The 24,736-nt window shown below is 65.4% G+C and carries 16 protein-coding genes and 2 pseudogenes; 11 read left to right on the plus strand and 7 right to left on the minus strand.

What is annotated here, in order from left to right:
- The first annotated feature begins 220 nt into the window (after nt 1-220).
- From QP140_RS07280 to QP140_RS10425, 7 genes and pseudogenes are all read left to right on the plus strand, one after another.
- Nucleotides 221-1,519 carry an aminotransferase class I/II-fold pyridoxal phosphate-dependent enzyme gene (locus tag QP140_RS07280; RefSeq protein ID WP_284758890.1) on the plus strand — a complete coding sequence of 433 codons (1,299 nt, stop codon included), beginning with the start codon at nt 221-223 and terminating at the stop codon, nt 1,517-1,519.
- Nucleotides 1,520-1,551: 32 nt separating this feature from the next.
- Nucleotides 1,552-2,232, plus strand: coding sequence for a hypothetical protein (locus tag QP140_RS07285; RefSeq protein ID WP_070759770.1), 681 nt, complete (start codon nt 1,552-1,554; stop codon nt 2,230-2,232).
- Between the two features lie 109 nt (nt 2,233-2,341).
- Nucleotides 2,342-2,977, plus strand: coding sequence for a TM2 domain-containing protein (locus QP140_RS07290; RefSeq protein WP_284758891.1), 636 nt, complete (start codon nt 2,342-2,344; stop codon nt 2,975-2,977).
- 207 nt (nt 2,978-3,184) lie between these two features.
- Nucleotides 3,185-6,373 carry a DNA polymerase III subunit gamma and tau gene (locus QP140_RS07295; RefSeq protein ID WP_284758893.1) on the plus strand — a complete coding sequence of 1,063 codons (3,189 nt, stop codon included), beginning with the start codon at nt 3,185-3,187 and terminating at the stop codon, nt 6,371-6,373.
- A gap of 118 nt (nt 6,374-6,491) precedes the next feature.
- A complete protein-coding gene (locus tag QP140_RS07300) occupies nt 6,492-6,809 on the plus strand; it encodes a YbaB/EbfC family nucleoid-associated protein (RefSeq protein WP_015382056.1) in 318 nt (105 codons plus the stop codon).
- Nucleotides 6,810-6,898: 89 nt separating this feature from the next.
- Nucleotides 6,899-7,615 (plus strand): annotated as a pseudogene (locus QP140_RS07305) (recombination mediator RecR); the annotation flags it as partial.
- 24 nt (nt 7,616-7,639) lie between these two features.
- Nucleotides 7,640-7,717 carry a hypothetical protein gene (locus tag QP140_RS10425; RefSeq protein ID WP_371441318.1) on the plus strand — a complete coding sequence of 26 codons (78 nt, stop codon included), beginning with the start codon at nt 7,640-7,642 and terminating at the stop codon, nt 7,715-7,717.
- Here QP140_RS10425 and QP140_RS07310 read toward each other — a convergent pair.
- From QP140_RS07310 to QP140_RS07340, 7 genes and pseudogenes are all read right to left on the minus strand, one after another.
- Nucleotides 7,714-8,733, minus strand: a complete 1,020-nt coding sequence (locus QP140_RS07310; RefSeq protein WP_284758895.1) for an FAD-dependent oxidoreductase — start codon at nt 8,731-8,733, stop codon at nt 7,714-7,716. The two genes, QP140_RS10425 and QP140_RS07310, sit on opposite strands and share 4 nt — an antisense overlap.
- 391 nt (nt 8,734-9,124) lie before the next feature.
- Nucleotides 9,125-9,946 (minus strand): annotated as a pseudogene (locus QP140_RS07315) (type 1 glutamine amidotransferase); the annotation flags it as partial.
- Complete coding sequence (locus tag QP140_RS07320) at nt 9,946-11,358, minus strand: MurT ligase domain-containing protein (RefSeq protein ID WP_284758928.1); 1,413 nt, start codon at nt 11,356-11,358, stop codon at nt 9,946-9,948. The pseudogene QP140_RS07315 and the gene QP140_RS07320, both read right to left, overlap by 1 nt.
- A gap of 31 nt (nt 11,359-11,389) precedes the next feature.
- Nucleotides 11,390-13,228 (minus strand): DNA polymerase III subunit epsilon, encoded by a 1,839-nt coding sequence (locus QP140_RS07325; protein ID WP_284758896.1) that lies wholly within the window; start codon nt 13,226-13,228, stop codon nt 11,390-11,392.
- 258 nt (nt 13,229-13,486) lie between these two features.
- On the minus strand, nt 13,487-15,328 hold the full coding sequence (gene leuA, locus QP140_RS07330; RefSeq protein WP_148811357.1) for a 2-isopropylmalate synthase: 1,842 nt from the start codon (nt 15,326-15,328) through the stop codon (nt 13,487-13,489).
- Between the two features lie 307 nt (nt 15,329-15,635).
- The gene (locus tag QP140_RS07335; RefSeq protein ID WP_284758897.1) at nt 15,636-16,550 is read right to left on the minus strand and encodes a hypothetical protein; all 915 of its coding nucleotides are present in this window, start codon (nt 16,548-16,550) and stop codon (nt 15,636-15,638) included.
- 41 nt (nt 16,551-16,591) lie between these two features.
- Entirely contained in the window at nt 16,592-17,605 is a 1,014-nt protein-coding gene (locus QP140_RS07340) for a class C sortase (RefSeq protein WP_284758899.1), read from the minus strand.
- 534 nt (nt 17,606-18,139) lie between these two features.
- Between QP140_RS07340 and QP140_RS07345 the strand changes: the two genes are divergently transcribed.
- The 4 genes from QP140_RS07345 to QP140_RS07360 are packed head-to-tail and all read left to right on the plus strand — an operon-like array spanning nt 18,140 to nt 24,563.
- A complete protein-coding gene (locus QP140_RS07345) occupies nt 18,140-19,603 on the plus strand; it encodes a SpaH/EbpB family LPXTG-anchored major pilin (protein WP_284758900.1) in 1,464 nt (487 codons plus the stop codon).
- A gap of 40 nt (nt 19,604-19,643) precedes the next feature.
- Nucleotides 19,644-20,582: a class C sortase gene (locus tag QP140_RS07350; protein WP_284758902.1), complete on the plus strand. Its 939-nt coding sequence runs from the start codon at nt 19,644-19,646 to the stop codon at nt 20,580-20,582.
- Complete coding sequence (locus QP140_RS07355) at nt 20,575-21,408, plus strand: adhesin (protein ID WP_284758903.1); 834 nt, start codon at nt 20,575-20,577, stop codon at nt 21,406-21,408. Before QP140_RS07350 ends, QP140_RS07355 begins: the two co-directional genes overlap by 8 nt.
- 5 nt (nt 21,409-21,413) lie before the next feature.
- The gene (locus QP140_RS07360) at nt 21,414-24,563 is read left to right on the plus strand and encodes a SpaA isopeptide-forming pilin-related protein (protein WP_284758904.1); all 3,150 of its coding nucleotides are present in this window, start codon (nt 21,414-21,416) and stop codon (nt 24,561-24,563) included.
- Nucleotides 24,564-24,736: the final 173 nt, after the last annotated feature.

Genomic DNA, 24,736 nt, shown 5'->3' on the forward strand with positions numbered 1-24,736 from the left:
GAGCTATTCTTTGGTGATTTGTGGTGTGTGGTCTGGGGTTATGGTGGCATGCGGACACACTTTTCTTTACTTAACCCCAGTGAACTGATCCGGTGGGAGCTGCTGGTGGGGGCTCAGCTTGTGTGCACAGACCAAGCCCGTGTCTGGGGCGCTTGTTAGAATCAAAAATGGTATTTGCCACAGAATTCTTTGAGCCCCATACGCAGGAGGCGCCAGCACCGTGCAGTTCGCAAACATCGACCGTGACCAGCTTCTTTCCCTCAAGCCCGAGGTTGAGAAGAAGTACGCAGATCTCAAGGCCCAGGGCCTGAAGCTGGATCTCACCCGCGGTAAGCCGTCCACCGAACAGCTGGACTTCGCGGTGGATCTGCTCAGCCTCCCGGGCAAGAACTTCATCGCCGCCGATGGCACCGACACCCGCAACTACGGTGGGCTGACCGGCATCGCGGATATCCGCAATATCTGGTCGGAGATCATCGGCGTGGCCCCGGAGAACATCGTCTGTGGCGATGCTTCCTCCCTGAACATGGCCTTCGACCTCGTGGCCTGGGCATACACCTTCGGCACCAACGATTCCGCCACCCCGTGGGCGGCCGAGGCAGCGGAGGCGGCGGAGAAGGGCGAGAAGCTCAAGTGGATCTGCCCGGTCCCGGGCTACGACCGCCACCACACCATCACCGAGCACTTCGGTTTCGAGATGATCACCGTGGACCTTCTCGAGGATGGCCCGGACCTGGATCAGGTCCGCGAGCTGGTGAAGGACCCGCTGGTCAAGGGCATGTGGGCTGTCCCGATGTTCTCCAACCCGACGGGCACCCTGTACTCCGAGGACGTCTGCCGCGAGCTGGCGTCCATGGAGACGGCGGCGCCGGACTTCCGCATCGTGTGGGACAACGCCTACGTTGTCCACACCCTGACGGACGAGTTCCCGCCGGTGTACGACGTCCTCGGCTTCGCCGCGGAGGCGGGCAACCCGAATCGTTTCTGGTGCATGTCCTCCACCTCCAAGATCACGCAGGCGGGTTCCGGCGTGGCCTTCTTCGCCTCCTCCGAGGAGAACCTGGACTGGTGGAAGCGCCACGCGATCGTGCGCGGCATCGGGCCGAATAAGGTCAACCAGCTGGCTCACGCCCAGTTCTTCGGCGATGCCGAGGGCGTGCGCGCGCTGATGCGGAAGCACGCGGGATCCCTGGCCCCGAAGTTCCGCGCGGTCGTCGAAATCCTGGAGGAGCGCCTCGGCGGCCTGGGTGTTGCGGAGTGGACCGACCCGGCTGGTGGCTACTTCATCAGCGTCAACGTGGTCGAGGGGACCGCCGGCCGCGTCGTTGAGCTGGCCAAGGAGGCCGGCGTTGCGCTGACCGGGGCGGGGTCGACGTTCCCGCTGAAGCAGGACCCGAAGGATCAGAACCTGCGCCTGGCACCGTCGATGCCGGAGCTGGAGCAGGTGCGCCTGGCGATGGACGGCTTCGCGACCTGCGTGCTGCTCGCCGCGATCGAGGCCGTGGAGGCCGGGGCCTAAGGCCTGGCCACGTCGGAGCTTAAGGAGGACACATGAACCAAGAGGAAACTTTCGCCTGGGTCGAGCAGCTGCTGCCCGAACCCCTTGAGGTGGACACCTACCGGGTTGGTGAGTCCTTCCCGGAGTTCGCCGCCGCATCCGTCGCCCTCGGTGGGGACGGTACGGCCGCGCCGGAGACCGTCGCGATGAGCCTGGACGCAGGGCGCATCGAGGTCGGCCTGGAGGCGGAACCGGGCACCGAGGTGCGTGTCGAGTTCGTCACGGTGGCTGCCGGTCACGACGACCTTGCGCCGAACCTGGTGGCTGCCGCCGCGACGATGGTCTCCCAGGACCCGGGTGTGTGGACCCCGCAGCCGGGCACGGTGATGCGTGGTCTGGGTGACCACGTGCGCGAGGGGCTTTCCGCTCGTCACGGGCTGCTGATCGTGCCTTTCCTCTGGGAGAAGGGTGTTCCGCAGGTCCACGAGATCGCGGGCGACGGCGGGGACGGCGCCAAGAAGGCCGACCAGATCGGTGAGGATGGCCCGGTCAGCGACAAGGGCTTCGACTACACGCACCCGGGCCGGCTGACGGTGCCCGCCCAGCTGGTGATGATCACCGACGCCGAGCTGGACATCCTCGACCGTGCTGCCGACGAGGGGCGCAACGGCGTGGACGAGCTCCAGAACTACTTGGTCGAGCAGCAAGTTAATATCAACGATCTGATGCGCTAGTCTGCGTCAGGCTGCGAGTCCTGCGGCGACGGTCCCGCAAGCCCGCTGGTCGTTCCCGCAGGTGGCACATATAAGCCGAAGGATTGAGGATAGGAGGTGCCTGGAGGCGATGATGGCGAAGAACCCGTACTCTCACGGGCACTCCAATCCGCATGGGGAGGATCCGTTCATCGGCGACCCGATGGGCGGGCTCGGGGACTTCCAAAACCCATACAACCCCATCGCCGACGAGTACCGCGACCTCTACGACGACCTGCAGGCAGACCACGCCGCGAACAAGCCCGGGTACCCGAACAAGCACCAGTACAGGTCCGGACAGCAGTACAAGCCCAAGTACCAGGGGTTGCCCGGATTCCCCACCGGCATGGACTATGCCGAGGGTGGCCGTCGTGGCGACACCGACTACGGAAGCGACGGTCTCGCCGCGTCCTCCGCGGTGCCCGGTTACCCGAGCCACGGTTCTCAAGATTTTGATGCCATGCGCTCCAGCTCCCGCAACTCGATCGTCGCTGCGGTGCTAGCGGTATTCCTGGGGACGCTGGGCGTGCACAACTTCTACCTGGGTTATCAGCGCCGGGCGAAGTGGCAGCTGGGGCTCACGATTTTCGGCTGGGCCACCTCCATCCTCCTCATCGGCATCCCGATCCTCCTCGCGGTGTACATCTGGTCGATGGTCGAGTTCATCATGATCCTCCTGGGCGCCGGCCCCTATTTCGAGGACGGGGACGGCTACCCGCTGTTGTGACGCCGCGGGGCACGCCGCAGGTAATCCTGCCGGTTTCAGGGGTAACGACGTCGCGGGCGGTGCCGTGACAGTCCACCGTGACGGTGCGGGCGGCGTCGTCGTCATAAAAAAAGGGGAGGGCGGCCCCAAAGAAGTAAGCCGGACCGCAAAGGTACTGGGGGAGAAGGACCGAATTGGCGTGTCTGCCCCGCCGGGTAACCTAGGGGCGTGGCTTTATACCGGAAGTACCGCCCGGCCTCGTTTGCCGAGGTCGTGGGGCAGGAGCATGTAACCGAGCCGCTGTCCGTCGCGCTGGACAGTGGGCGCATCAACCATGCGTACTTGTTCTCGGGCCCGCGTGGTTGCGGTAAGACCTCCTCGGCACGCATCCTCGCGCGCTCGCTGAACTGCGTGGAGGGGCCGACGTCCACGCCGTGCGGGAAGTGCGATTCCTGTATCGCGCTCGCCCCTGGCGGCCCGGGCAGCTTGGACGTCACCGAACTGGACGCCGCGTCCCACCGTGGTGTGGACGACATGCGGGAGCTGCGCGACCGGGCGTTCTACGCGCCGGCTGATTCCCGCTACCGCGTGTTCATCATCGATGAGGCGCACATGATCACCACGGAGGGCTTCAACACCCTCCTGAAGATCGTGGAGGAGCCGCCGGAGCACCTCATCTTCATCTTCGCGACCACTGAGCCGGAGAAGCTGCTGGCGACGATCCGCTCGCGGACGCACAATTATCCTTTCCGGTTGCTCACCCCGCCGGACATGCGCGGCCTGTTGGAGCGCATCGTCGCCGACGAGGGCGCGGTGGTCGAGGACGCCGTGTATCCGCTGGTCGTGCGCGCAGGCGGGGGTTCGCCGCGTGACTCGCTGTCCATCATGGATCAGCTGCTCGCCGGTGCGGGCCCGGAGGGCGTGACTTACCAGCGGGCGGTGGCGCTGCTGGGCGTGACGGACTCTTCGCTGCTGGACCGTTCCGCGGAGGCGTTGGCTGCCCAGGATCAGGCGGGCTTGTTCGCGGTTGTCGACGACGTCATCAACGCCGGTTACGACCCGCGCCGCTTTGCGATGGACCTGCTGGATCGCTTCCGCGACCTGCTGATTGTCCAGGCGGTGCCGGATGCTTTCGAGCGCGGGCTGGTGGATGTGCCGGCCCAGGAGCAGGACGCGCTGCGGCAGCAGGCCGAGGCGCTGGGGCCGGCGACGCTGACGCGGTGTGCTGCGGTGGTCAACGATGGTCTCGCGCAGATGCGTGGGGCGACGTCGCCGCGGTTGCTGTTGGAGATTTTGTGCGCGCGGATGGCGCTTCCGGCCGCGGGTATGACGGTGGAGGCGCTCGCGCAGCGTGTTGAGGCGCTGGAGCAGGGCACGGGGGTGCGCGCTGCCGGGCCGATGGGTGCTAGCGGTGGGCTGGCGAGCCCGGCCGTGGGTGCTGGGGCGACCCCGCAGGGGGATGCGTCGGGCCTGTCGAGCGGTAAGCGTTATGAGCGGCCGCGGCGCCGCAAGGCATCGGCGGAGGCGGCATCGGCGGCGGCTACGTCGGCGGAGTCGGGTGCTGCGGAGTCGGGTGCTTCGGCGGAACAGAACCAGGTGTCGCAGGGCGTGGCGCAGCAGCCAGAGCAGCCGGGGAATGCTGCCGCCCAGGATGGTCAGCCCGCACAGTCCGGTCAGCCTGGCCAGGAGGCCGAGGACCAGGCTGCTGAGCAGAGTGATGGGCAGAGCACCGCACAGGGCGCTGTTCCGGCCGGTCAGGGGGCAGCGCCCCAGCCGGAGAAGCCAGCCGTGCAGGAGGCCGCGGAGGCGGCTCGCGCCCAGCAGCCTGCGAATGACGCGCAGGAGCAGCAGGGTGCTGCAACAGCGGCGCAGGATGTGAACGCTGCAGCTCAGGCTGCCGGGCAGGAGAACAGCACTGCCGGTGCTCCGGATGAGGATCCGGCGATCGCCCAGGCCCGCGAGGCTCGGGAGATCATGGACCGCCGCCGGGCCGCCCGCGCGAACGCGGGCCAAGCGCCGCAGCAGGCAGGCGCAGGTCATGGCGAGGGCGCTGGCGTCCCGGCGCAGTCGCAGACCAGCCCAGTAGCCAGCGGTGTAGCGACCTCTGACCAGCAGCCCCAGTCGGGGAATGCCCAGGCCGAGAACACCGAGCAACCCTCCGGGCAGCCGACCGGGAAACCAGCCGCGGCTCCCGCGGGGGCTGCGCAACCCACCGAGGCTGCTGCGAACACCGAGGCTGCGCCATCCGGCGAAGCCGCGCAGGTCGACGAGCAGGCCTGGCAGCAGATTCTCGAAAAGGTGCGCGAGCACGACCTGAGCGCGTGGATCGCTGGCCGCGACGCCACCCTGGCAGCAGAGCAACCCACCGCGGGTCAGATCGTGGTGGAGCACGCCACGGGCGCGCTCGCGAAGTTCGTCAACAGCGACCGCAATGCCCCGATTTATAGCAAGGCGGCCGAGGAAGTCCTCGGTGCAGCGCACACGGTGGTCGCTACCGTGGGCGGGAATAACCCGGGAAAAGCCCAGGCCGGCTCAGCTGAGGAGGCCCCGGCTGAGTCGGCAAAGCCAACCAGCACGACCAGCGGGAACTCTAATAGGCAGACGGAGGCTAGCCAGTCAGCGGCAAGCCAGGCAGAGCCCGGTCAGCACAGCCAGGCGAGCTCCTCGCAGACTGCGTCGCCTGCACCGACCGGTGTGAGCGATGCCGGCAGGCACGAACCAGGCGAGGAGGCCGGTGCGGGCCAGACTGCCCCGACGCAGTCCGACCAGTTCGCGCCGGGTGAGGAAGCTGGAGCAAGCCAGACTGCGCCGAAGCAGGCCACCCAGCCAGCTCAGCCCGCCCAGACCACCCAGCCGAGCGCGGGCAGCAGCGCCCTCGAACGCGCCCGCCGCATGGCCGAAGCCAGCGCCGCCCAGGCAACCTCCCCAACCCCAGCTCCCCAGGGGCCAAGCCACACCGAAGAGGCCAAGCCCCAGAGCGGCTGGCGCGCCCGCGCCGCGAAATACGCCGCCAGCAGGGAATACAAGCTCGCCAACGGCTTCAACGGCGTGCCCCTCCCGGACGAACCGCCGGAGGACCCCTGGGACTCCGGCCCCGGTGGCTACCCCAACGGCCCCGTACCAGGTACAGGCAACGCGGGCCCCGGGCCGGCCGGCGGAGCCCCACAGGGCGACCAGTCGGGCGGCCCACACCCCGCCGGGCAGCCCAATAACGGTGGGGCTTTCGGAGGCCAAGGGGTTGACGTCCCAAATCAAAGGACCCAACCCACCGACCCAGAGGAAGCCCTCCGCAGGCAGCAAGACGAAATCATGGACGACCTCGCCACCGGTGAAGCCGGGAAGCGTGAAACGCGGCCCGCCCTGGAGATCGCGGGTGAACTCATCGAGAACATCCTCGGCGGCGAGCGCACACGCTAGGAAAACGCACAGGAAAATACACAGTGAACTGCCACCGACAACCTCCGACCGAATGGGTAAAGTGGCAGCCGAAAAAGAACAAAAACCCTAGAAACCGAGAAGCGAAGGAACAAGGAAAATGTCCCAGCCAAACATGAACGACATCATGGCCCAGGCCCAGCGCATGCAGAAGCAGCTGCAGGAGGCGCAGGCGGAAATCGTCGCGTCCTCCATCGTTGGTGAGGCCGGCAACGGCAAGGTCACCCTCGTGCTCTCCGGCGGCGGCGAAGTTCAGGACCTGAAGATCGACCCGGAGGTCGTGGACCCGGAGGACGTCGAAACCCTCCAGGACCTCATCATCGGCGCATTCCAGGACGCCAACCAGAAGCTGCAGGACCTCGCCCAGGAGAAGATGGGCCCGCTGGCTGACCTCGGTGGCGGCGGACTGCCTTTCTAACACTTTGACCCCACGTGGCCCATGGGGGCGGGTGCGCGTGGGGCACGCACTACGGCTAAACGCCACTAACGAAACGGGGAAAGCTCACTTTGTTTGAAGGTCCGCTTCAGGACGTCATCGACGAGTTCGCCAGCCTCCCAGGCATCGGGCCGAAAAGCGCGCAGCGCATTGCCCTCCACCTGCTGGAAACCGCGACCGGCGAGGACATCGAACGTTTCCAAGCCGCGCTGGGGAATCTGCACTCCGGCGTGGCGTTTTGCCGTATCTGCCACAACATCTCCCAGGAAGACGTCTGCCGCATCTGCGCGGATTCTTCCAGGGACGCCAGCCTGGTGTGCGTGGTCGAGGAGCCGAAGGACATTCAGGTCATCGAGCGCACCGGTGAGTACCGGGGCAGGTACCACGTGCTCGGTGGGGCGCTGGACCCGCTGAATGGCGTGGGGCCGGGGGAGCTGAACGTGACCGCGCTCGTGCAGCGGATCGGTGGGGTGCTGCCGGATGTGGCGGTGAGCGCGCCGCACGCGTCGGCCGGTGGGCCGGTGCAGGGGTCGCTGATGGCCGGCGGCGCTGGTGGCGCTGGTGGTGGCAGCGGTGCTGGTGCTGGTGGCGCTGGAGTAGGCAGCGACGGCTCGGGTGGGGGTGCTGGCAGCGAGGCCACGGGCAATGAACGCGATGCCGACGAGGTCGAGTACCGCGAGGCCCCGGAAATCACCGAGGTCATCATCGCCACCGACCCGAACACTGAGGGCGAGGCGACGGCCTCCTACCTGGGGCGTTTGCTGAAGGAGTTCCCGGGGCTGACGGTCTCGCGCCTGGCCAGCGGGATCCCCATGGGTGGGGACCTGGAGTTCGTGGACGAGCTCACGCTCTCCCGCGCATTCGCTGGCCGTACCCAGTTGAAGCTCTAGCCCAGCTCCTCCGCGACCTCCCCGGCCACCTCGCGTGCGAAAGGCTGCACACCCATGATCGTGCCGGCCCCGGGGCCCGTCGCCTCCCCGTAACCCACCAGGTGAAACCCGGCCACGGTAGAGCGCAACTGCCCCGCGTCCGTCGTCCGCACCAGCTCGCGGAACGGCCGCACAGCCGGGCGGAAACCCGTGCACCACACGAGCTCATCGAAGCCCGCCTCTGTCAGCTCATTCAGCGAATCGAACATCGGCGTCGCCTGCAACGCACCCGAGTCCCGGGCCTCCAGCACCTTCGGCAGCATCACGATCTCCCCGAGGTTGCGATCGCCACCAGGGTCGTCCTCACCAGCGAAAACAGCCTGCGCGCGTTCCCGATTCCGCCGGAACAGGACGCGCCCGTCGACGTCGTCGGGCATCCACCGCGGCTCGTGGCGAGTGAACCAGGTGACCTCCGCGACGTCCGTCAGCTCCGCCGCGATCTGCGCCCCCGAGTTCGCCGCGCCGACCACCGCGACCTTCTTGCCGCGGAACTCTTCCGGCCCCGGGTAGGTCGCGGAATGCCGTTGCTGCCCGCGGAAGGTACCGGGCAGGAAGGGGACGAACGGTGCGGACCACGTTCCCGTCGCCGCGATGACGGTGCGCGCCCGGAACTCGCCCTCGCTGGTGTCGAGGACGAAGCCGTCCGTGGTGTCTGCGTCCACTTTCAGGACGTCAACAGGGCGCCGAATGTCGAAGCCATAACGTTGCTCATATGCGGTGAAATAGTCGATGACGTGCTGGGCGTCGGGGAAGTCCCCCGGCCCGTGGTAGCTCGGCATGGGCATGCCCGACATGTTGGAGAAACCCGGGGTGGAGAACAGCGTCATGGAGGGCCAGACGTGTCGCCACGCTGCGCCGGGGCCGGGCTGATTGTCGAGGATCACGGGGGTGATCCCGCGTCTTTGCAGGTAGAACGCGGTGGAGAGCCCGGCCTGGCCGGCGCCGACGATGATGCAATCGTGGATATTGGCGACCATGTGTATCGAATATACCGAGGGCGCGGACGCTCTCCCGCTGGCCGCCGGGGACCGGCGCGGGGCGGGCGCGCGCGGCTAGGGGCGCGACGCTTGGGGACTAGCTCAGGCGCTCGCGGCGCAGCTGCTCCACCTCAGCGGTGAGCTGCGCCGCGAAATCACGGCCGTCCGGGCTGCCGGCACCAGTGCCCGCCCCACGGCCAGCGCCAGCACCGCCATCAGCCCGGCCAGCACCGGTACCAACACCTCCACCAGCGCCCGTGCGGCCAGCGCTCGTAGCGCGGCTCGCGCCTTGGTCTGCATTTCCCGCGCGGCCTGCATTCCCAGCGCCGCCCGCGCCATCGCCAGCGTCCCCAGCCGGGACGCCCTCGAACTCCGCGATGCTGCCCGCGCCCAGCTCCGGCAGCTCAGCCACGGTCGTCCCGAGCGCACGCGCGAGCAGCACGTCCGCGAGCTGCGGATTCCGCGCCAGCGCCGGCCCGTGCATGTACGTCGCGATCACGGAACCCTGCACCGCGCCCTCGTAACGCTGCTGTTCCTCGCTGTTTTTTACTACGACGTCAGCAGCCTCAACACCGTGCGCGTCCGTGTTTCCGACCATCCCGCCGCGGGCGCGCAGGATGCCCAGCGGGCGGGCATCGGGGCCAAGAATCGTCGCCCCCATGTGGTTGGCGAAGCCGGTGAGCGGCTCGGTCAGTTCGTTCAGGTCAGCGGCCAGCGACTGGGCGTTCGCGCCCGCGTCGCCAGCATTCGCACCGTCAGCGCTGGCCCCCGCACCGGCACCCGCACCATCACCATCACCACCCGGCCGGTAAGGCTCCGAGTGCAGCTCGCCGATCATGCGCTCGCCCAGCTGGGACGTCGTCGCATCCAGCAGACCAAGCCCCTCCGCGAGCTTCCCACCGGCGTGGAAGGACTCGCCGAGCACCTGCAGGCCCGCACAAATCGCGAGCACCGGCCGCCCCGACTCAGCCGCGCGCACCAGGCCACCGTCGGCGCGCAGGTGCTCCGCGGCCAGTAACTGGGCGACGTCCTCGCCGCCACCCAGGGTGTAGACGTCCAGCGTCTCCGGGACGGCCTCCCCGTAGCGGATGGTGTGGATCTCCGCGGTGATGCCGCGCAGGCGGGCGCGTTGCCGCAGCACGAGTGCGTTGCCGTCGTCGCCGTAGGTGCCGAGCACGTCGGGCAGTACCAGGCCAATGTTGAGCTCTGCCATTATCGCGCGTCCTCCTCGGTCGCGGTGGTTGTCGCCTCGCCGGTGGTGCTGATGGCATCCGTGCCGTTAGCCTCATCAGCCTCGACGGTTGTCGCGCCGCGCCGCTCCAGCTCGCGTTTCAGGTCGCGGAAGGCGGTGTAGTTTGCGAGCACCTCCACGCGGCCCGGCGGGCACGCGAGCACGGCGTCCACCGTGTCCTTGATCAGCGTGTGCCGCACTCCGGCGTAGCCCAGCCGCACGGCCAGGTCAGTGCCGCGCTCACCTGCGGCGAGCACCTGCTGGCCCTCGAAGTCTTCGAAGCGGACGTCCCAAATCCAGGAGAGGTCCTGCCCGTCCGCGACCTGCCCGTTCACGGCAATGACGACGGAGTCCACGCCCCGGTCAATCATCGACAGCGCTTCCTGCCAGCCCGCGGGGTTCTTCGCGAGCATGAGACGCAGCGTGCGGCCCTCGAATTCGACGAGGGAGTAGCGTCCGGCGACGTCCGTGACCTCCTCCGCGGCGCGCAGCGCATCCTTGACCGGCACGTCCATGACGACGGCTGCCGCGATCGCCTGGGCCGCATTGCCACGGTTGGCGCGGCCGGGGAGCTGCAGGTTCATGGGCAGGGTCTGGTCACCCGCGCCAGCGCTAACCACGTCAGCGCCGCTCGCGTCAGCGCCGCTCGCACCAGCACCACCGGCACGAGCGCCTTCCCCGGCATGTCCGAGGCCGTCTTTATCGACCCACCAGGTCGGCTCGGGCCGGCGGAACTCGCGCCCATCCGGGAGCTTCTTCACGGCGTACCAGTCGTCCTCGGTGCGCACGATGTGCCCGCCGGTGCGCGGGCAGCTGGTGGAATCCCCCACGAAGCCAGCACCAGCGGAGACCCACACGACGTTCGGCGCGTCCCACGCCACGGAGGTGACCTGGACATCGTCGCAGTTCGCGATCACCGTCATGTCCGGCCGCGCCTCCACGCAGGCCCGCAGCGCGCGTTCGATCTTGTTGATCTCGCCCACGCGGTCCAGCTGGTCGCGGGTGAGGTTGAGCAGGACGAGCACGTCCGCGTCCAGCTTCTCCGCGATATTCGGGACGTGGAGCTCGTCGACCTCGAGCGCGACAACGTCCTTGTCCCTTCCCGCGAGCAGCGCGGAGATGACGCCGGCGTCCATGTTGTCGCCGCCCTCGTTGGTGGCGACGCTGTAGCGGGACGCAAGCGCGTGCGCGAGCATCCGGGTGGTCGTGGACTTGCCGTTCGTGCCGGTGACCAGCACCGTCGGGCGGCCCTGGCTAAGCTGCGCGAGGAGGTTCGGGTCGATGGCGTTGGCGATGAGCCCGCCGATCATTCCGCCCGCACCGCGGCCCGTTTTCTGGGACGCCCACGTCGCGAGGTCTGCGGCCTGGCAGGCGATGCGGCTGCGCAGGCTCATGCGGCGGGTGCCGCCGTTGCCGTTCGGATTCTTAGTTTTCACGTTTGCCTACGTTAGTCTTGCTGCCTTGTCCGTTCGACCCGCGTCCGCCGCGGCCACGACGACGTCCACCGCGCTTGCGTTTGCGTTTCGGCTGCTCGGAACTGTTTTTTCCGGTGTTCTTCGGGTTCTTGCTGTCGGTTTTCTGGGTAGTGGAGCCGTTGTTCTTTCCGGCCTGGTTGCCGCTGCCGGAACCGTTCTGAGCGCCATCGTTCTTAGCGCCGCCCTGCGAGCCGCCGCCACGGCGACGTCCCCCGCGCGAGCGCTTGCGCCGGTTACCGGAGCCCGATCCCGAATCACCGGAGCCGGACCGGCCGCTGCCACGCTGGCCACCGCGACCACCGGAGCGCTGACCACTACCGCCACCGCTCCCACTGCGCTGGCCGCCACCACGCTGACCACCCCGCTGGCCACCACCGCGGCCGGGCTCGGTATTTCGCGTGCCTTCGGCGACATCCTCGAGCGCATCGAGGAACTCCTCGTCGCTGAGCAGCGGGATGTCCTTCCGATCGGCGTGCATGGCCTTGCCGCGCAGCTCGAAGTTCTGATTGCAGACCACCAGGCTGGAGGTGCGGTTCAGCTTCTCGGAGTACACCAGCCCGGCTGCCACGCCCTGCTCGATGAGCTCGTCGGGGTCGCGGGCGACGTCCGGGCTGACCACGAATTCCATGCCCGCGACGAGCTGCCAGCTGCCGCCGTCGCCCTCCGGGGTGCCGGGGTTCTCGAGCGGTCGCGGGGCGTTGATGGCGTCTATGCGGATGGCGCTGCGCTGCAGACCGAACTGGTCCGCGGTCAGGTCCTCGGGGTCGAGGCGGACGACGTCGCCGCCGTCCCGGTCTGCCCGTTCCTGCTGCGTGGCGTGCAGTGCCCCGAGTAGGCGGGCGTCGGCGACCAGGAGCTCCTCGGCAGGGGTTGCTGCCCGCTGGTCGGACGCCGCCGCGCCGAGCTCCGGGAGAGCATCGGCCGGGGCGTTGTGCGGGTAGAGCTGCGCGACCGCCCGGGCGCGGGGGTCGACGGCGGGCATTTCCTGGCGGCGTGTGGTGGCCAGGGTGTCGATCAGCGCCGCCGGTTCCGGGGTGGGGATGGCCTTGCTGCGGCCGCGCCCACGACCCCTGCCGGAGCGGCCACGCCCACGTCCGCGGTTGGCGGCCCGCTGGGCCCGGCGGAACTCGTGGGTGATGAATCCCCAGGCGAAGGGGGCGTCGTGGAGGATAACCTCGCGGCCGTCGAGGGCTGCCTTGATCTCCGCGGCGGCGGTGGCGAAACCGATCTGCTGGGCGAGCTCGCCGGCGTCGAAGCCGTGCGTGTGCCACGGGCCGGGGTCCTCGCTGGGGTTGAGGGCCTGGACGAAGTGGCCGACCTCGGCGCCGTCGGCGTCGTAGTAGACCCCGGCTAGGGCGATGAGCCGGGCCGTGGTCGGGTGAATCCCGCTGGTGGTGACGGCCACCGCGACGGTGGGGGCGTCCGCAACGCTGGGCGGGGTGGGGATGGTGTGGGCCGGGCTGGGGTGCTCGGAGGGTTCGGCGGCGTTGCCGGTCGTCGCGGTGCTCGTGCCTGCGCTGGTCGTGCCTGAGTGACCCGAGCCGGACTGGTCGGAGCCGGGTTGGTTGGGGCCGGTCTGGTCGGAACCATCCCGGCTGGTCGTGGGGTAGCTGGCGCCGTCTGCGGCCGAGCGTCGGCTACCCGGGCGGAGCGCTTCGGCGGCCTCGACGGCGGATGCGGAGGCGACGGCTGCCGCCGACGGGGAGCCGGCGCGGCGGCTGACCCTGCGGCGGGCGCGGCGACGGGGTGCGGGGCGGTCGCCCGAATCCGAAAACTGCTGGTTATTCATTGGGAACCATGTTAGTCCACGCGCCCCGCACCCACCCCGCGGGCGCGCAGCTTCGCCGCCCGTGCGCACGGCGGTGCACCCGCGTGCACAGCTCACCCCGCGGGCGCGTGGCCCCGTGAGCTCTTCACCCCGCACCTACCCCACGCACGGCGAAGGGCGGGGCAGCGGATAGCGTCCCCCTCGCACGCCGAAGGGCGGGGCCGCCAGCGCGAATCCTCTCGCGCCCGTGCCCCGCCCTGTCCCCCGGGAGCCTCCCTGTTAGCTATTCAGCGCGCGGTTGACCGCGGAGGTCACCGCCTTCAGGGAGGCGTAGGTAATTGAGCCGGCAATACCGGCGCCCCAGACGCGCTGCCCGTTGACCTCGGCCAGCACGTAGGCGGCGGCTTCGGCGTCGTCACCGCTGGTGCGGGCGTGCTGGTTGTACTCCTGAACCTCCACGTCCACGCCCAGGGACTCCAGGGCGTTGCAGTAGGCGGCGATTGGGCCGTTACCGCGGCCCTTGAGGGTCTTCGGCTCGCCGTTGAACTCGATCTGGGAGGTTACGGCGGACTCCTCGCCCTCGTTCTGGCCGCCGTCGACGGTCGTGGAGATCACGTCCACCGGCGCGGTGCGGTCCAGGTACTCGGTGGCGAAGATGTCCCACATGGCCTTCGGGTTCACTTCGCCGCCCTCGGCGTCGGTGACTGCCTGGACGATGCCGGAGAACTCCACCTGCATCGGGCGCGGCAGGTCCAGGTTGTGGTCGGTCTTCATGATGTAGGCGACCCCGCCCTTACCGGACTGGGAGTTCACGCGGATCACGGCCTCGTAGGAGCGCCCGATGTCCTTCGGGTCGATCGGCAGGTACGGCACCTCCCAGGTGACGTTGCGGACGGCCTCGGTCAGGGTCTCGGAGTCCGCGCTGGCTGGGTCCTCCGGGGTGTCCTCGGCGGCGTCGCGTTCCGCCATGGCCGCCAGGCCCTTGTTGATGGCGTCCTGGTGGGAGCCGGAGAACGCGGTGAATACCAGTTCACCGCCGTACGGGTGGCGCTCCGGGACGCGCAGCTGGTTGCAGTACTCCACGGTGCGGCGGATCTGGTCGATGTCGGAGAAGTCGATCTGCGGGTCCACGCCCTGGGTCAGCATGTTCAGGCCCAGGGTGACCAGGCAGACGTTGCCGGTGCGCTCACCGTTGCCGAACAGGCAGCCCTCGATGCGGTCGGCGCCGGCCAGGTAGCCCAGCTCGGCGGCGGCCACGCCCTCGCCGCGGTCGTTGTGAGGGTGCAGGGAGAGGATGATGGAGTCGCGGCGGTTCAGGTTGCGGTGCATCCACTCGATGGAGTCCGCGTAGACGTTCGGGGTGATCATCTCCACCGTGGAGGGCAGGTTGATGATGATCGGGTTCTCCGGGGTCGGGTCGATGACCTCGACGACGGCGTCGCAGACTTCCTTGGCGTACTCGATCTCGGTGCCGGTGAAGGACTCCGGGGAGTACTCCCAGCGCCAGTTGGTGTCCGGGTAGTCCTGGGCGATTTCCTTGATCAGGTGGGCTGCGTCGGTGGCCAGCTTCTTGATGCCTTCCTTGTCCTTGCGGAAGACGACGCGGCGCTGCAGCTCGGAGGTGGAGTTGTAGAAGTGGACGATGACGTTCTTCGCCCCGGCGCAGGCTTCGAAGGTGCGGCGGATCAGGTGCTCGCGGGCCTGGACCAGGACCTGGATGGTGACGTCGTCTGGGATCTTGTTCTCTTCGATGATCTCGCGGACGAAGTCGTAGTCCGTCTGGGATGCGGACGGGAAGCCGACCTCGATCTCCTTGTAACCCATTTCGACCAGCATGTCGAACATGCGGCGCTTGCGCTCTGGGCTCATGGGGTCGATCAGGGCCTGGTTGCCGTCGCGCAGGTCGACGGCACACCACTGTGGCGCGCGGTCGATGACCTTATCCGGCCAGGTGCGGTCCGGCAGGGTGATGTGGTCGACTTCCTCGAAGAAGGGCAGGTAGCGGCGGTTCGGCATCTGGGAGTTGCGCTGCTTGTTCCAGGCCGGCTGGTCGGCCGGGATCTCCCCGTTGGGGGTCTGGATCTGGGCTGGTGCGGAGATGAAGGAGTCGGTGTTGCTCATGGTTTCTTCCCTAAGTGTTGTCGGTGTCGTGCTGTGGCAATGAAAAAACCGACCGGCATGCAAAAACCCCGCGACGGGGAGCCGGTCGGTTTGGTGTGTCTACCTACTAGGCCCCGCCGCGGCTAATAAGGAGAATGGCGCCGCCGCTGCGCGGGTGAGGGGAAATCATGTGGCTCAGTGTAGCGTGAAACAGAACACATGTCAGTTCCATTGCCCGGGCGGGGGTGTTCACCTGGTGGGAATCGGCCTCTGGTGGTGGGGCTGGTGCGGGGTCTAGGGCTAGTACGGCGCTAGGGCTGGTTTGGCGTTAGGGCAGCCGCATGATCCACGGGTCCAGCCCGCGCCGGGCGTCGCGGATGGCGCGCTCGTTCACGGATGAGCCTGGCGCGTTGAGGGCAGCGCGTTCCATGTCATTGGCCCAATTGGTCGCGGCCTGCTGCGCCGGGGTGAGTGGTCGCCCTGGCGCCGGACGAGCGGGCGCACCCATGGTGCCGCGGAAGGCGCCGCGGACGTCGTTGGTCAGCGCGTGCTTGTTTCCCCAGGTATTCGCGGAGACGGTGAAGTCCCGCCCGTAGGTCACGGAGGCGTGGACGCTGCGGCGGTCGTCCGACCAACCCCACTTCGTGCCCACCGCACCCGGCAGGACGGCGGTGCCGTAGTCCTGGGCGTAGCCGTCCGCGGCGCGCGGGGTGGCCTGCCGCATCGCGACGAGCACCGGGTCGTTGTAGTTGCGCCGCTTCTTGGCCTCCACGAACTTCATGGAGTCGTAAGAGGAGGTGCGGGCGTAGCCCCAGTGCGCATTGGAGTGGGTGTTGCGCAGCCCGTAGGCCCGCGCGGTCGCGGAGATGGACTGCGGGTACTTGCGGTAGAGCTGGGAGGCGATCGCGTCGTTGGAGGTGCGGATCATCTCGGCGGCGCGGGCCTTATCGGCGGGCGTTCCGTGCTTGAACACGTAGTCCGCGATGTAGAGCTTCACGATGGACAGCCCCGGGCGGGCCTCGTGCTGGTTGCGGGTGCCGGCGACGAAGCCGGTGGGGGAGTAGGTGAAGCTGATCTGGGTGCGCGCCGGAGAGACGATGAAGCCTTTGGAATCTTGTACTGGCCGGGGTGCGGCGGAGGCGGGAGCGGTGGCCAGCGTTGCAGCGGTGGCTACTGCCAGTGCGAATGCGCCGGTGGTGGTGAGGCGGCGGGTCACAGAAGCCTGAGAAGATGATGAGCTCATGACCTGTAGATCCTAAGCCATCGCCGGTTGCTTTTCGCCCGCTAGCTTTCGGTGTCGTTGCCCGTAGCCTCTTGTGTGCCCTCAGTGCCCGGCGTGGCGGGCTCCTCCTCGCCGCCCTTCTGGCTGCGGAAGTTCTTCCACCACCAGCGGATCAGCAGCAGCACAATGATCGCGGCGGCGGCGAGGATGGCCCACATCCACCACTGCCACGTGGTGCCCTGCCCGTCGAAGACCGATTCCTCCTGCGGGTCCATCGGCACGCGCTCGGCGGTGATGATTAACCGGTGCGTGTTGATGCCGTAGGGGGTGCAGGTGATGAGCGTGAGCAGATCCTTGTTCGGCGTGCGGCGCAGCAGGCTGGTCTTATCTGGGGTGACGACCTCGATGTCCCGGACCTCGTACTTCAGCTTCTCGCCCGCCGCGGCGACGTAGACCGGGTCACCCTTCTCGATCTGATCGAGGTTGTCCCACAGGGTGGCGTTCTGCAGGCCAGTGTGGGCAGACAGTGCAGACAGCCGGCCCTCCGGTGGAGCGGGCGGGATGGAACCGTCCTCACCGAGCTCCCCTGGTGCGCCGACGGGCAGATCCGTGCCGTAGAGGTGGCCCACCCCGCGGGCCAGCACCCGGTCGGAGGTGCCGTGGAAGATGGGCAGGTCGGACTTGATGGAGGGCAGCACGATGCGGCCCATGGCCTCGGTGTCGTTCAGGACGGAGAGGTACTTCAGGTAACGCTGATAGGCGGGGGAGCTCTCGTCGTCGGAGCTGGTCCAGGCATCGCCGGGGTCGATGTCTCCCAGGTTGGCGTTGTATTGCTGCGCCTCCTCCCAGGCCTTGTTGAGTACCTCTGGGGGCACGCCTTTTTCGAGCTCGGAGTAGGCCTCGGCGGCGCGGGACTGCTGGTAGTTATTCCACTGGGTGGCGAGCACCGGGTACAGCAGCACGCCCAGGCCGGCGAGGATGAGGACAACGGCGATGATCGCGTTGGCGTTCAGTTTCTTGCCTCGGCGGACCGGGGGCGCGTCCGTCGTGTTCGGCGCTGGGGATTGGTCTGTCATTGGTCTTAACTTCTGTTGAAGGGGCTAGTGTTCGCTCCGGTTGAGCCTGGAGAACTGAAGTCTATTCTTCGCTGTGAGGTCCGGAAAGGCTCAATTTTTCCTGTGAGACCCTTATCGATTTGTACCCCAATTAGGGGGGAGGTTATTGCTTGTGCATTTATAAAGAAAGAATGCTCAACAGTCCAGGCAGGGTGAGTTTTATGTTGCGCCCGGCGGGTTTGTTTTGGGGGAGGAATAATGTATGCCTCAATACGTTTTAGCTGTGGGGGTACTGGAGATGCGGCGTTCGTTATATGTTAAATGTGTGCGATTCACTAAGTGGGAATCGCGGGGCTGAAGCCAAGAAAATTGGTGACATCACAACAAGTGTGATCTGTCAACAAAGTGGCTTCGGGTGCGTGTGACCACCAGCGAATTTTAAGGTGTCGTGGCCGAAAGGGCGGCAAGCTTAAAAGCAGCTAACCGGAGTGGGTCGCTGAACGTCGAGGGGCGCTATGCGCTCCAGTCACTACTGATGTAAAGGAATTCACTCCAGTGAAGAAGAACTCTCTGACCGTTCGTTCGGTCACTTTTGCCGCCATTGCTGGCCTCTCCCTGGGCATTGCCGCCCCGGGCTCGATCGCTGTTGCGCAGGATAACGCCATCGAGCAGACGCAGGAGGTCCAGAAGGGCAACATCGACTTCAATAAGAAGGGCTCCCTGACCCTGCACAAGAAGAAGGGTGCAGAGTCTGATCAGGCTGCCACCGGTGAGGAGATGGAAGGTGTCCCGGGCGAAGCGCTGCCGGGTGTGACCTTCAAGATCACCAAGCTTGACTACGACCTGCAGAACGGGGATTGGAGCACCTTCCCGAAGACTGCAGCTGACGCCGCAGGCCACGAGACCAGCACGACCTTTGAGCAGACCACTGGTGCAGACGGCAAGGTTTCCTTCCAGGGCCTGGACTTGGGCATCTACCTGGTCGAGGAGACCAATGCTCCGGACGGCATCGTGACCGGCGCACCGTTCATCGTCTCTATCCCGATGGTCAACGAGGCATCCGACGCGTGGAACTACGACGTCGTCGCATACCCGAAGAACACCGAGACCAAGACTGAGAAGACCGTCAAGGATGCCGACCAGAATATCCAGGACGCCTACACCTACACCATCAAGGCCGATGCGCCGACCTGGGGCGAGGGTAAGACGCTGACCGCTTTCCGCTTCGAGGACCAGCTGGATAAGCGACTGGACTTCCAGAAGGTCACCGAGGTCAAGGCCGGCAACACCGTTCTCGGCGAGGGGGATTACACGGTCAACGACCCGAAGACTAACGGCAACAAGCTCGTTGTTAAGCTGACCGAGCAGGGCCTGGCGAAGGTGAAGTCCGGTGACAAGATGTCTCTGACCTTCGACGTGAAGCGCAAGGCAGTCGGTGAAACCACCGAGCTGAAGAACCAGGCTGACGTCATCTTCAACAACCCGAACACCGGCAACGAGGTCAAGAACGAGACCAACGAGGTTGTCACTTACCACGGCAAGCTGAAGGTCGTGAAGAAGGACGGCGAGGAAAAGGGCAAGGTCCTCGAGGGCGCAGAGTTCGAGCTCTACCAGTGCACCTCGGCCACCAAGCTGGGCAGCCAGATCACGATCGACGGTGTTAACAAGTGGACCACCGGCGCTGATGGCACCTTCACCATCGATGGTCTGCACGTCACCGATTTCGAGGACAACAAGGAAGCTCCGGCAACCAAGAAGTTCTGTCTGAAGGAGACCAAGGCCCCGGCTGGTTACGCTGAGCTGAAGGATCCGATTGAGATCGACTTCACTCGCGAGAACATTGCGAGCACTGCCGACGGCAGCGACACCGTCACCCTCAAGAAGGACATCGAGAACGTCAAGCAGGACACCCCGAACCTGCCGATGACCGGTGGCATGGGTGTTGGCATCCTGGCCGCAATCGGTGCCGCCATCGTGGCAGCCGGTGCATGGTTCGCACGTCGCGGCGCTAAGAACTAATAGCCCGCTGAACCGGTAAAACCAGCCTCAGGAGTACCCCGTGGATCACACCCTCAGCACCAGCGTGGAACCGAAGAAGGAACCACGCCGTGCCAACAGCACCAAGACCAGCCCCGTGCTGGCCGCGGTGCTCGTGATCCTCGGGGTGCTCGTGATGCTGTACCCGGTGACGTCCACCCTGTGGAACAACTACGTCGCCACGAAGGTCGCGCAAGACTACGCGAAACTCGAAAAAAGCATCCCAGAAGAAGTCAAAAACACGCAGTGGGATAACGCCCACAAATACAACGAGAACCGAACCACCGGCCCCATCCTCGACCCCTGGCTCGCCCGCTTCGACGAGAACAACCCGGACTACCAGGAATACCTCGACCAGCTCGACGCGAACGACGCGATGGCGCGCCTCATCTTCCCCAAGATCAAGGCAGACCTGCCGATCTTCCACGGGACAGATAACGACACTTTGCAAAAGGGATTGGGGCACCTGTTCGGCTCCGACCTGCCGGTCGGCGGCAAGGGCACGCACTCGGTGATCACCGGGCACACGGGCCTGGCGAACTCCACCATGTTCGACCACCTCAACAAGGCGGAGAAGGGTGATGCCTTCTACATCCAGGTCTCCGGCGAGAAGCTGAAGTACGTGGTCGACCAGATCAAGGTCGTGCTGCCCACCGAAACCGAGGACCTCCGCCCGGAGCAGGGCAAGGATTACATCACCCTGATCACCTGCACCCCCTACGGGATCAACACACACCGCCTGCTGGTGCGCGGCCACCAGGTTCCGCTGGACGAATCGGACCACGAGATCTTCGACAAGAACCACGGTGCTGGGTGGCAGTGGTGGATGTACGCCCTCGTCGCGGCAGCAGCGCTGGTGCTGCTCCTGCTGCTGCGGTGGCTGCTGAAGCAAAAGCGGGATAACGAATCCCAGGAAACGACAGAAACGATGAATGACGAAGGGGCTGGCGCAGATGACTAGCCAAGCACGCGCGGCGCGGACCAGCCGCAGCCTCGTGGCGGCCATCGCCCTCAGCGCTGGCCTGCTCGGCGGCGCACACGGTGCCGTCGGTATCGCCGATGCAGCCAAGGTTGCTGGGCTGAGCGATCAGCCCGGCGTGTCCCGCGACTACGGGACCGACACGCTGAGCATCACGCTCTCCCCGGGCAATGGCGATCCACTCAGCCCTGCCACGGGCAAGGTTGCGGGCGTGACCATCAAGCTGGAGCGGCTGCAGGGCATCGACCCGGAGAACGCCGCAGACATGGCGAAGGTCCGCAACACCGGCGCGAACAAGATCGCGGACTGGCCGACCGACCGCACGATCACGGCCGTGACCAACCACGCCGGCCAGGTCCGCTTCCAGGGGCTCGAGAAGGGCATCTACCTGGTCACCTCCCAGGCACCGGCTGGCGCCGCGGCGGGAGAGTACCGGGAAATCGAGCCTTTCCTCGTGGCGGTGCCTTTCCACACCGTCGCTGATAACCCCCGGCCGGTGGAAGGCGTGATCGTGGCGAAGACGAGCAGCACGGTTCCGCCGACCACCCCACCGACCGAACCTCCGGAGACGCCGCCGTCGACCCCACCGGGGACGCCGCCGACCACCCCGCCCCCAGGGGACACCCCACCGGGCGAGACCCCGCCACCAGGGGAAACCCCCGGGCCGGGCGATGAGCAAGAACGCGGACAGGGCGACCTGGCGATGACTGGTGTGCAGATCATCGGGCTCGTCCTCGCCGCAGTGGCGCTGATGGGCGCCGGGCTGTTGATGCTGTTGATAACGAAGAAGCGAAAGCAAGAAGGGTAGCGACAATGAAAACAAAGTTCATGGGTGTAGCGGCCGCGCTGACCGCCGCGCTTGCGCTGATTTTCGGCGTCGCTGTCCCGGGCGCGCTGCCGAGCCTGCCGGCCCCTGTTGCGCAGGCGCAGGCCACGGCGATCCCGGTGAGTCCGCAGAAGCGAGACTTCAAAGACCTGGATACCAGAAAGTACTACCCCCCGTTCGAGTTCACGGTTGAGGAAGACGCCACGATCACGAGCCTTGATTTTCAAATTGGTGGTTCTGGCTGGCTGAAGGCATACGAGCTGAAAGTCGGGAACACTACACTTTCCCCGAAAATTTCACCATCGGGCAGTGCACAGCAAGCTCCGTTGACGGTTACCCATGATGGTCTGAATATTGCAGTGAAAAAGGGCGAAATCATTAGAATTTCGCCGTACTTTACTGCGCCTAAAGTATCGGGAACGGTGTCCGTTAGCCCGAAGGGCACTTTGAGCGGCAGCGCCCCTCCGCCAACCGAACCGAATCCTGATCCGGACCCGCAGCCTGACCCGGAGCCACAGCCGGACCCGAAACCGGAGCCGGGCACCTCCGTGACCCCTGCGGCACCAACCGCAGTTGACCCAGCCACCGCATCCACCTGTGTTGAGAAGGGCTACATCAACATCCCAGACACCAAGGGCGTCGACTACTTCATTGATGGCGAGCGCAAGCAAGCCGGTCAGCACTTCTACGAGGGAAAAAAGGCCACCGTTAAGGTCACCGCGAAGCCACAGAACGGATACCAGTTCGCTGCAGGGGCTAATACCGAGTGGTCATTCAGGCTAAGCGGTGAGGTTAAGGACTGTTCGGGTTCGCCCGAAAACCCCAAGCCACCGGCTGTCGAAGGGCGTCACTTTGATGCCATCGGCCACGAATTTGCAGTTAAAGCTGACCCAGTAGATCCGAAGAAGCCCAATGCTTTTACGGCTAAGGTGACTGAGGAATCTCACATGAAGTACGCAACCGTGCGTATCGAGACTGACGCGACCTTCTTGGACCCGCAGAAGTACAATCTCACCCTGGATCAGATCGAGCCAGGTGTCACCTTGCAGAAGCGCAACGTCAATATTGGCAATGGGGTCATCACTATGGACGTTGTTCCGGTAAAGGATGGCAAGCCGGTTGACTCTGCCGTCGTGCCGAAGGATGCGGTATTCACCTTCACTAATAATCTCTCGGAGAACAAGAATCTGAAGGTCACTCTTGATGTGTATGGCGAGAAAAAGAGTGAGCCAAAACCGCCGCCGATTATCTCTCCGCCAGATGGAGCTCAGTGGGTGAACGGACGAGTTCCCAACCCGCCGATGCCACAGCGTTGTGGCCTGCGCATTGCCGTAGTAGCAGACCTTTCGACATCGCTCAGTTACGCAGATACTGATGGTTTCGAAGCATCTAAAAAGGCCGCGAATGCATTTATCGATTCCCTGCAGGGCACTCCAGCTGAACTTGGAATCTATAACTTCGCAAGTAGTGGTCCAGCTAATCAGGATGGAACGACACACGGTAAGAACCCGCCGTATATTTCAATGCAGTCGGAGCAGGGCGTCCAGCAGGCAAGAAACGTAGTTCGGAACTGGAACTATAACCCAAATAACAGCGCTACGAACTGGGAAGCGGGCCTGGAGCAGGTCAAGGATCACGACTACGACGTGGTGTACTTCATCACGGATGGTATGCCCACGACCTCCTCGACAATCAAGAGCAAGGGCATCGGTGGTGAATTCGTTCAGGCTAGTGCTCTCAACGACGCGATTAAGGCAGCCAACGAACTCAAAGCTGCCGGTACCCGTGTTGTGCCAATCATGGTTGATCTGACACTTGGCGGGCGAAGCAGCCAACGCCCCGTTGTGCAGAATGATCTGGTGCTCAAAGACGCCAAGCGGATTGGCTGGACAGCAGATCCGGGACAAGCCCCAGGCCTCTACTACAAAATTCGAAGTGATCACCCGAAGGCTGTGCACGCCAATTACATCAACACCGACACCTTGGCGAATCTGAAAATGGCATACGACGCGGCCGGCAGCCAGGCCCTGCAGGTGTTTGAGCGCCTGCCCAATGGGAGGCAGGAGACGGTCACTCTCAATCAATCGAGGTGGACCTACGGTACACGTGGTGTAAAGACCATGGGTGAGGATATCTCGGGCACCGGTGACACGGTGAGGGTGTCTAACTACAGCAATCTTGCCGAACAGATGAAGAAAATCGCCCAAGACGTAACCACACGATGCAACGGTGTAGTGACCGTCAAGAAGAGGATTGTCGATGAAAACGGCAATGTGCTCGAAGGCAAAGACGGTGAGCCCGGTTGGGAGTTCACCCTCTCTGCCGGTGGCCAGGACATCATCGACCCAGGTGATGGTGACCTCGTCCGAACGTCGCTGAAGACGACTTCTTGGGGCGATAAGGATCGCGGAACGGCTACCTGGAACATCCAGAGCGAAAAAAAGCAGGAGCTGACTCTGGTAGAGACGCAGCAGCCGGGCTACAACCTCTATAAGAGGAATGGCAAGAATGCTGTGTGTACCGAAACCCGTGACGGGGTAACCAAACCTATTGAAGTCACAAATGACGGTGAGTTCGGTTTCAAGGTCACGATGAGCGAGAAAGATAAGAAGCTGTCTTCGGTTTCCTGCGTAGTTGATAACTACAAGCAACCGGAAACTCCGCCGGGCAAGCTGACCTTCAGGAAGGCTCAGTACGACGGCGATAACATCGTGGAAATGCCAGGGTTGGGTGGCGCGACCTTCAAGGTCTACCCGTCCAAGGGAGGCCAGCCGGACTACAGCGCTGGAGAGCTCCACACCATCAAGCCCGGGCAGGAATCCATCAAGGTGGAAAAGACTGGCACGTTCTTCCTTGTTGAGACCAAGGCGCCGAAGGGGCTCAACCTGCTAGCCCAGCCGGTTGAGTTTCAGATTTCAGTGGATGAGAAGACTAAGCAGTATAAGATTTCTGCTGTCAGTACCAGCAGCGGACAAATCCAAGTGAGTGGCCAAGGCGATAAGATGATCCTGCGGGTTGCGGATACCGCGTCCGGAAAGCTACCGAAGACCGGTGGTTACGGCGTGGGTCTCGTGGGGCTCATTGGCGCCGCGGTCGCAGCGGCGGGTCTTGTGTTCGGTCGTCGCAAGACTGCCTAAGGTGCACCGAGTGAGGGGGGTGGTGCGTGCATCGCGCCACCCAGCCTAGGGGGTAGGCACGCATGAAGGGGCGGGCCCAGCGAACCACGCTGAGCCCGCCCCTTTCTGGTTCTGGTACTTCCATCCTCTGACGGAGCCGCTATTGGGGGCGCAACGCCCGAAGGGCCGTTAGC

The sequence above is a fragment of the Corynebacterium sp. UMB9976 genome (assembly GCF_030212265.1).
Lineage (GTDB): Bacteria > Actinomycetota > Actinomycetes > Mycobacteriales > Mycobacteriaceae > Corynebacterium.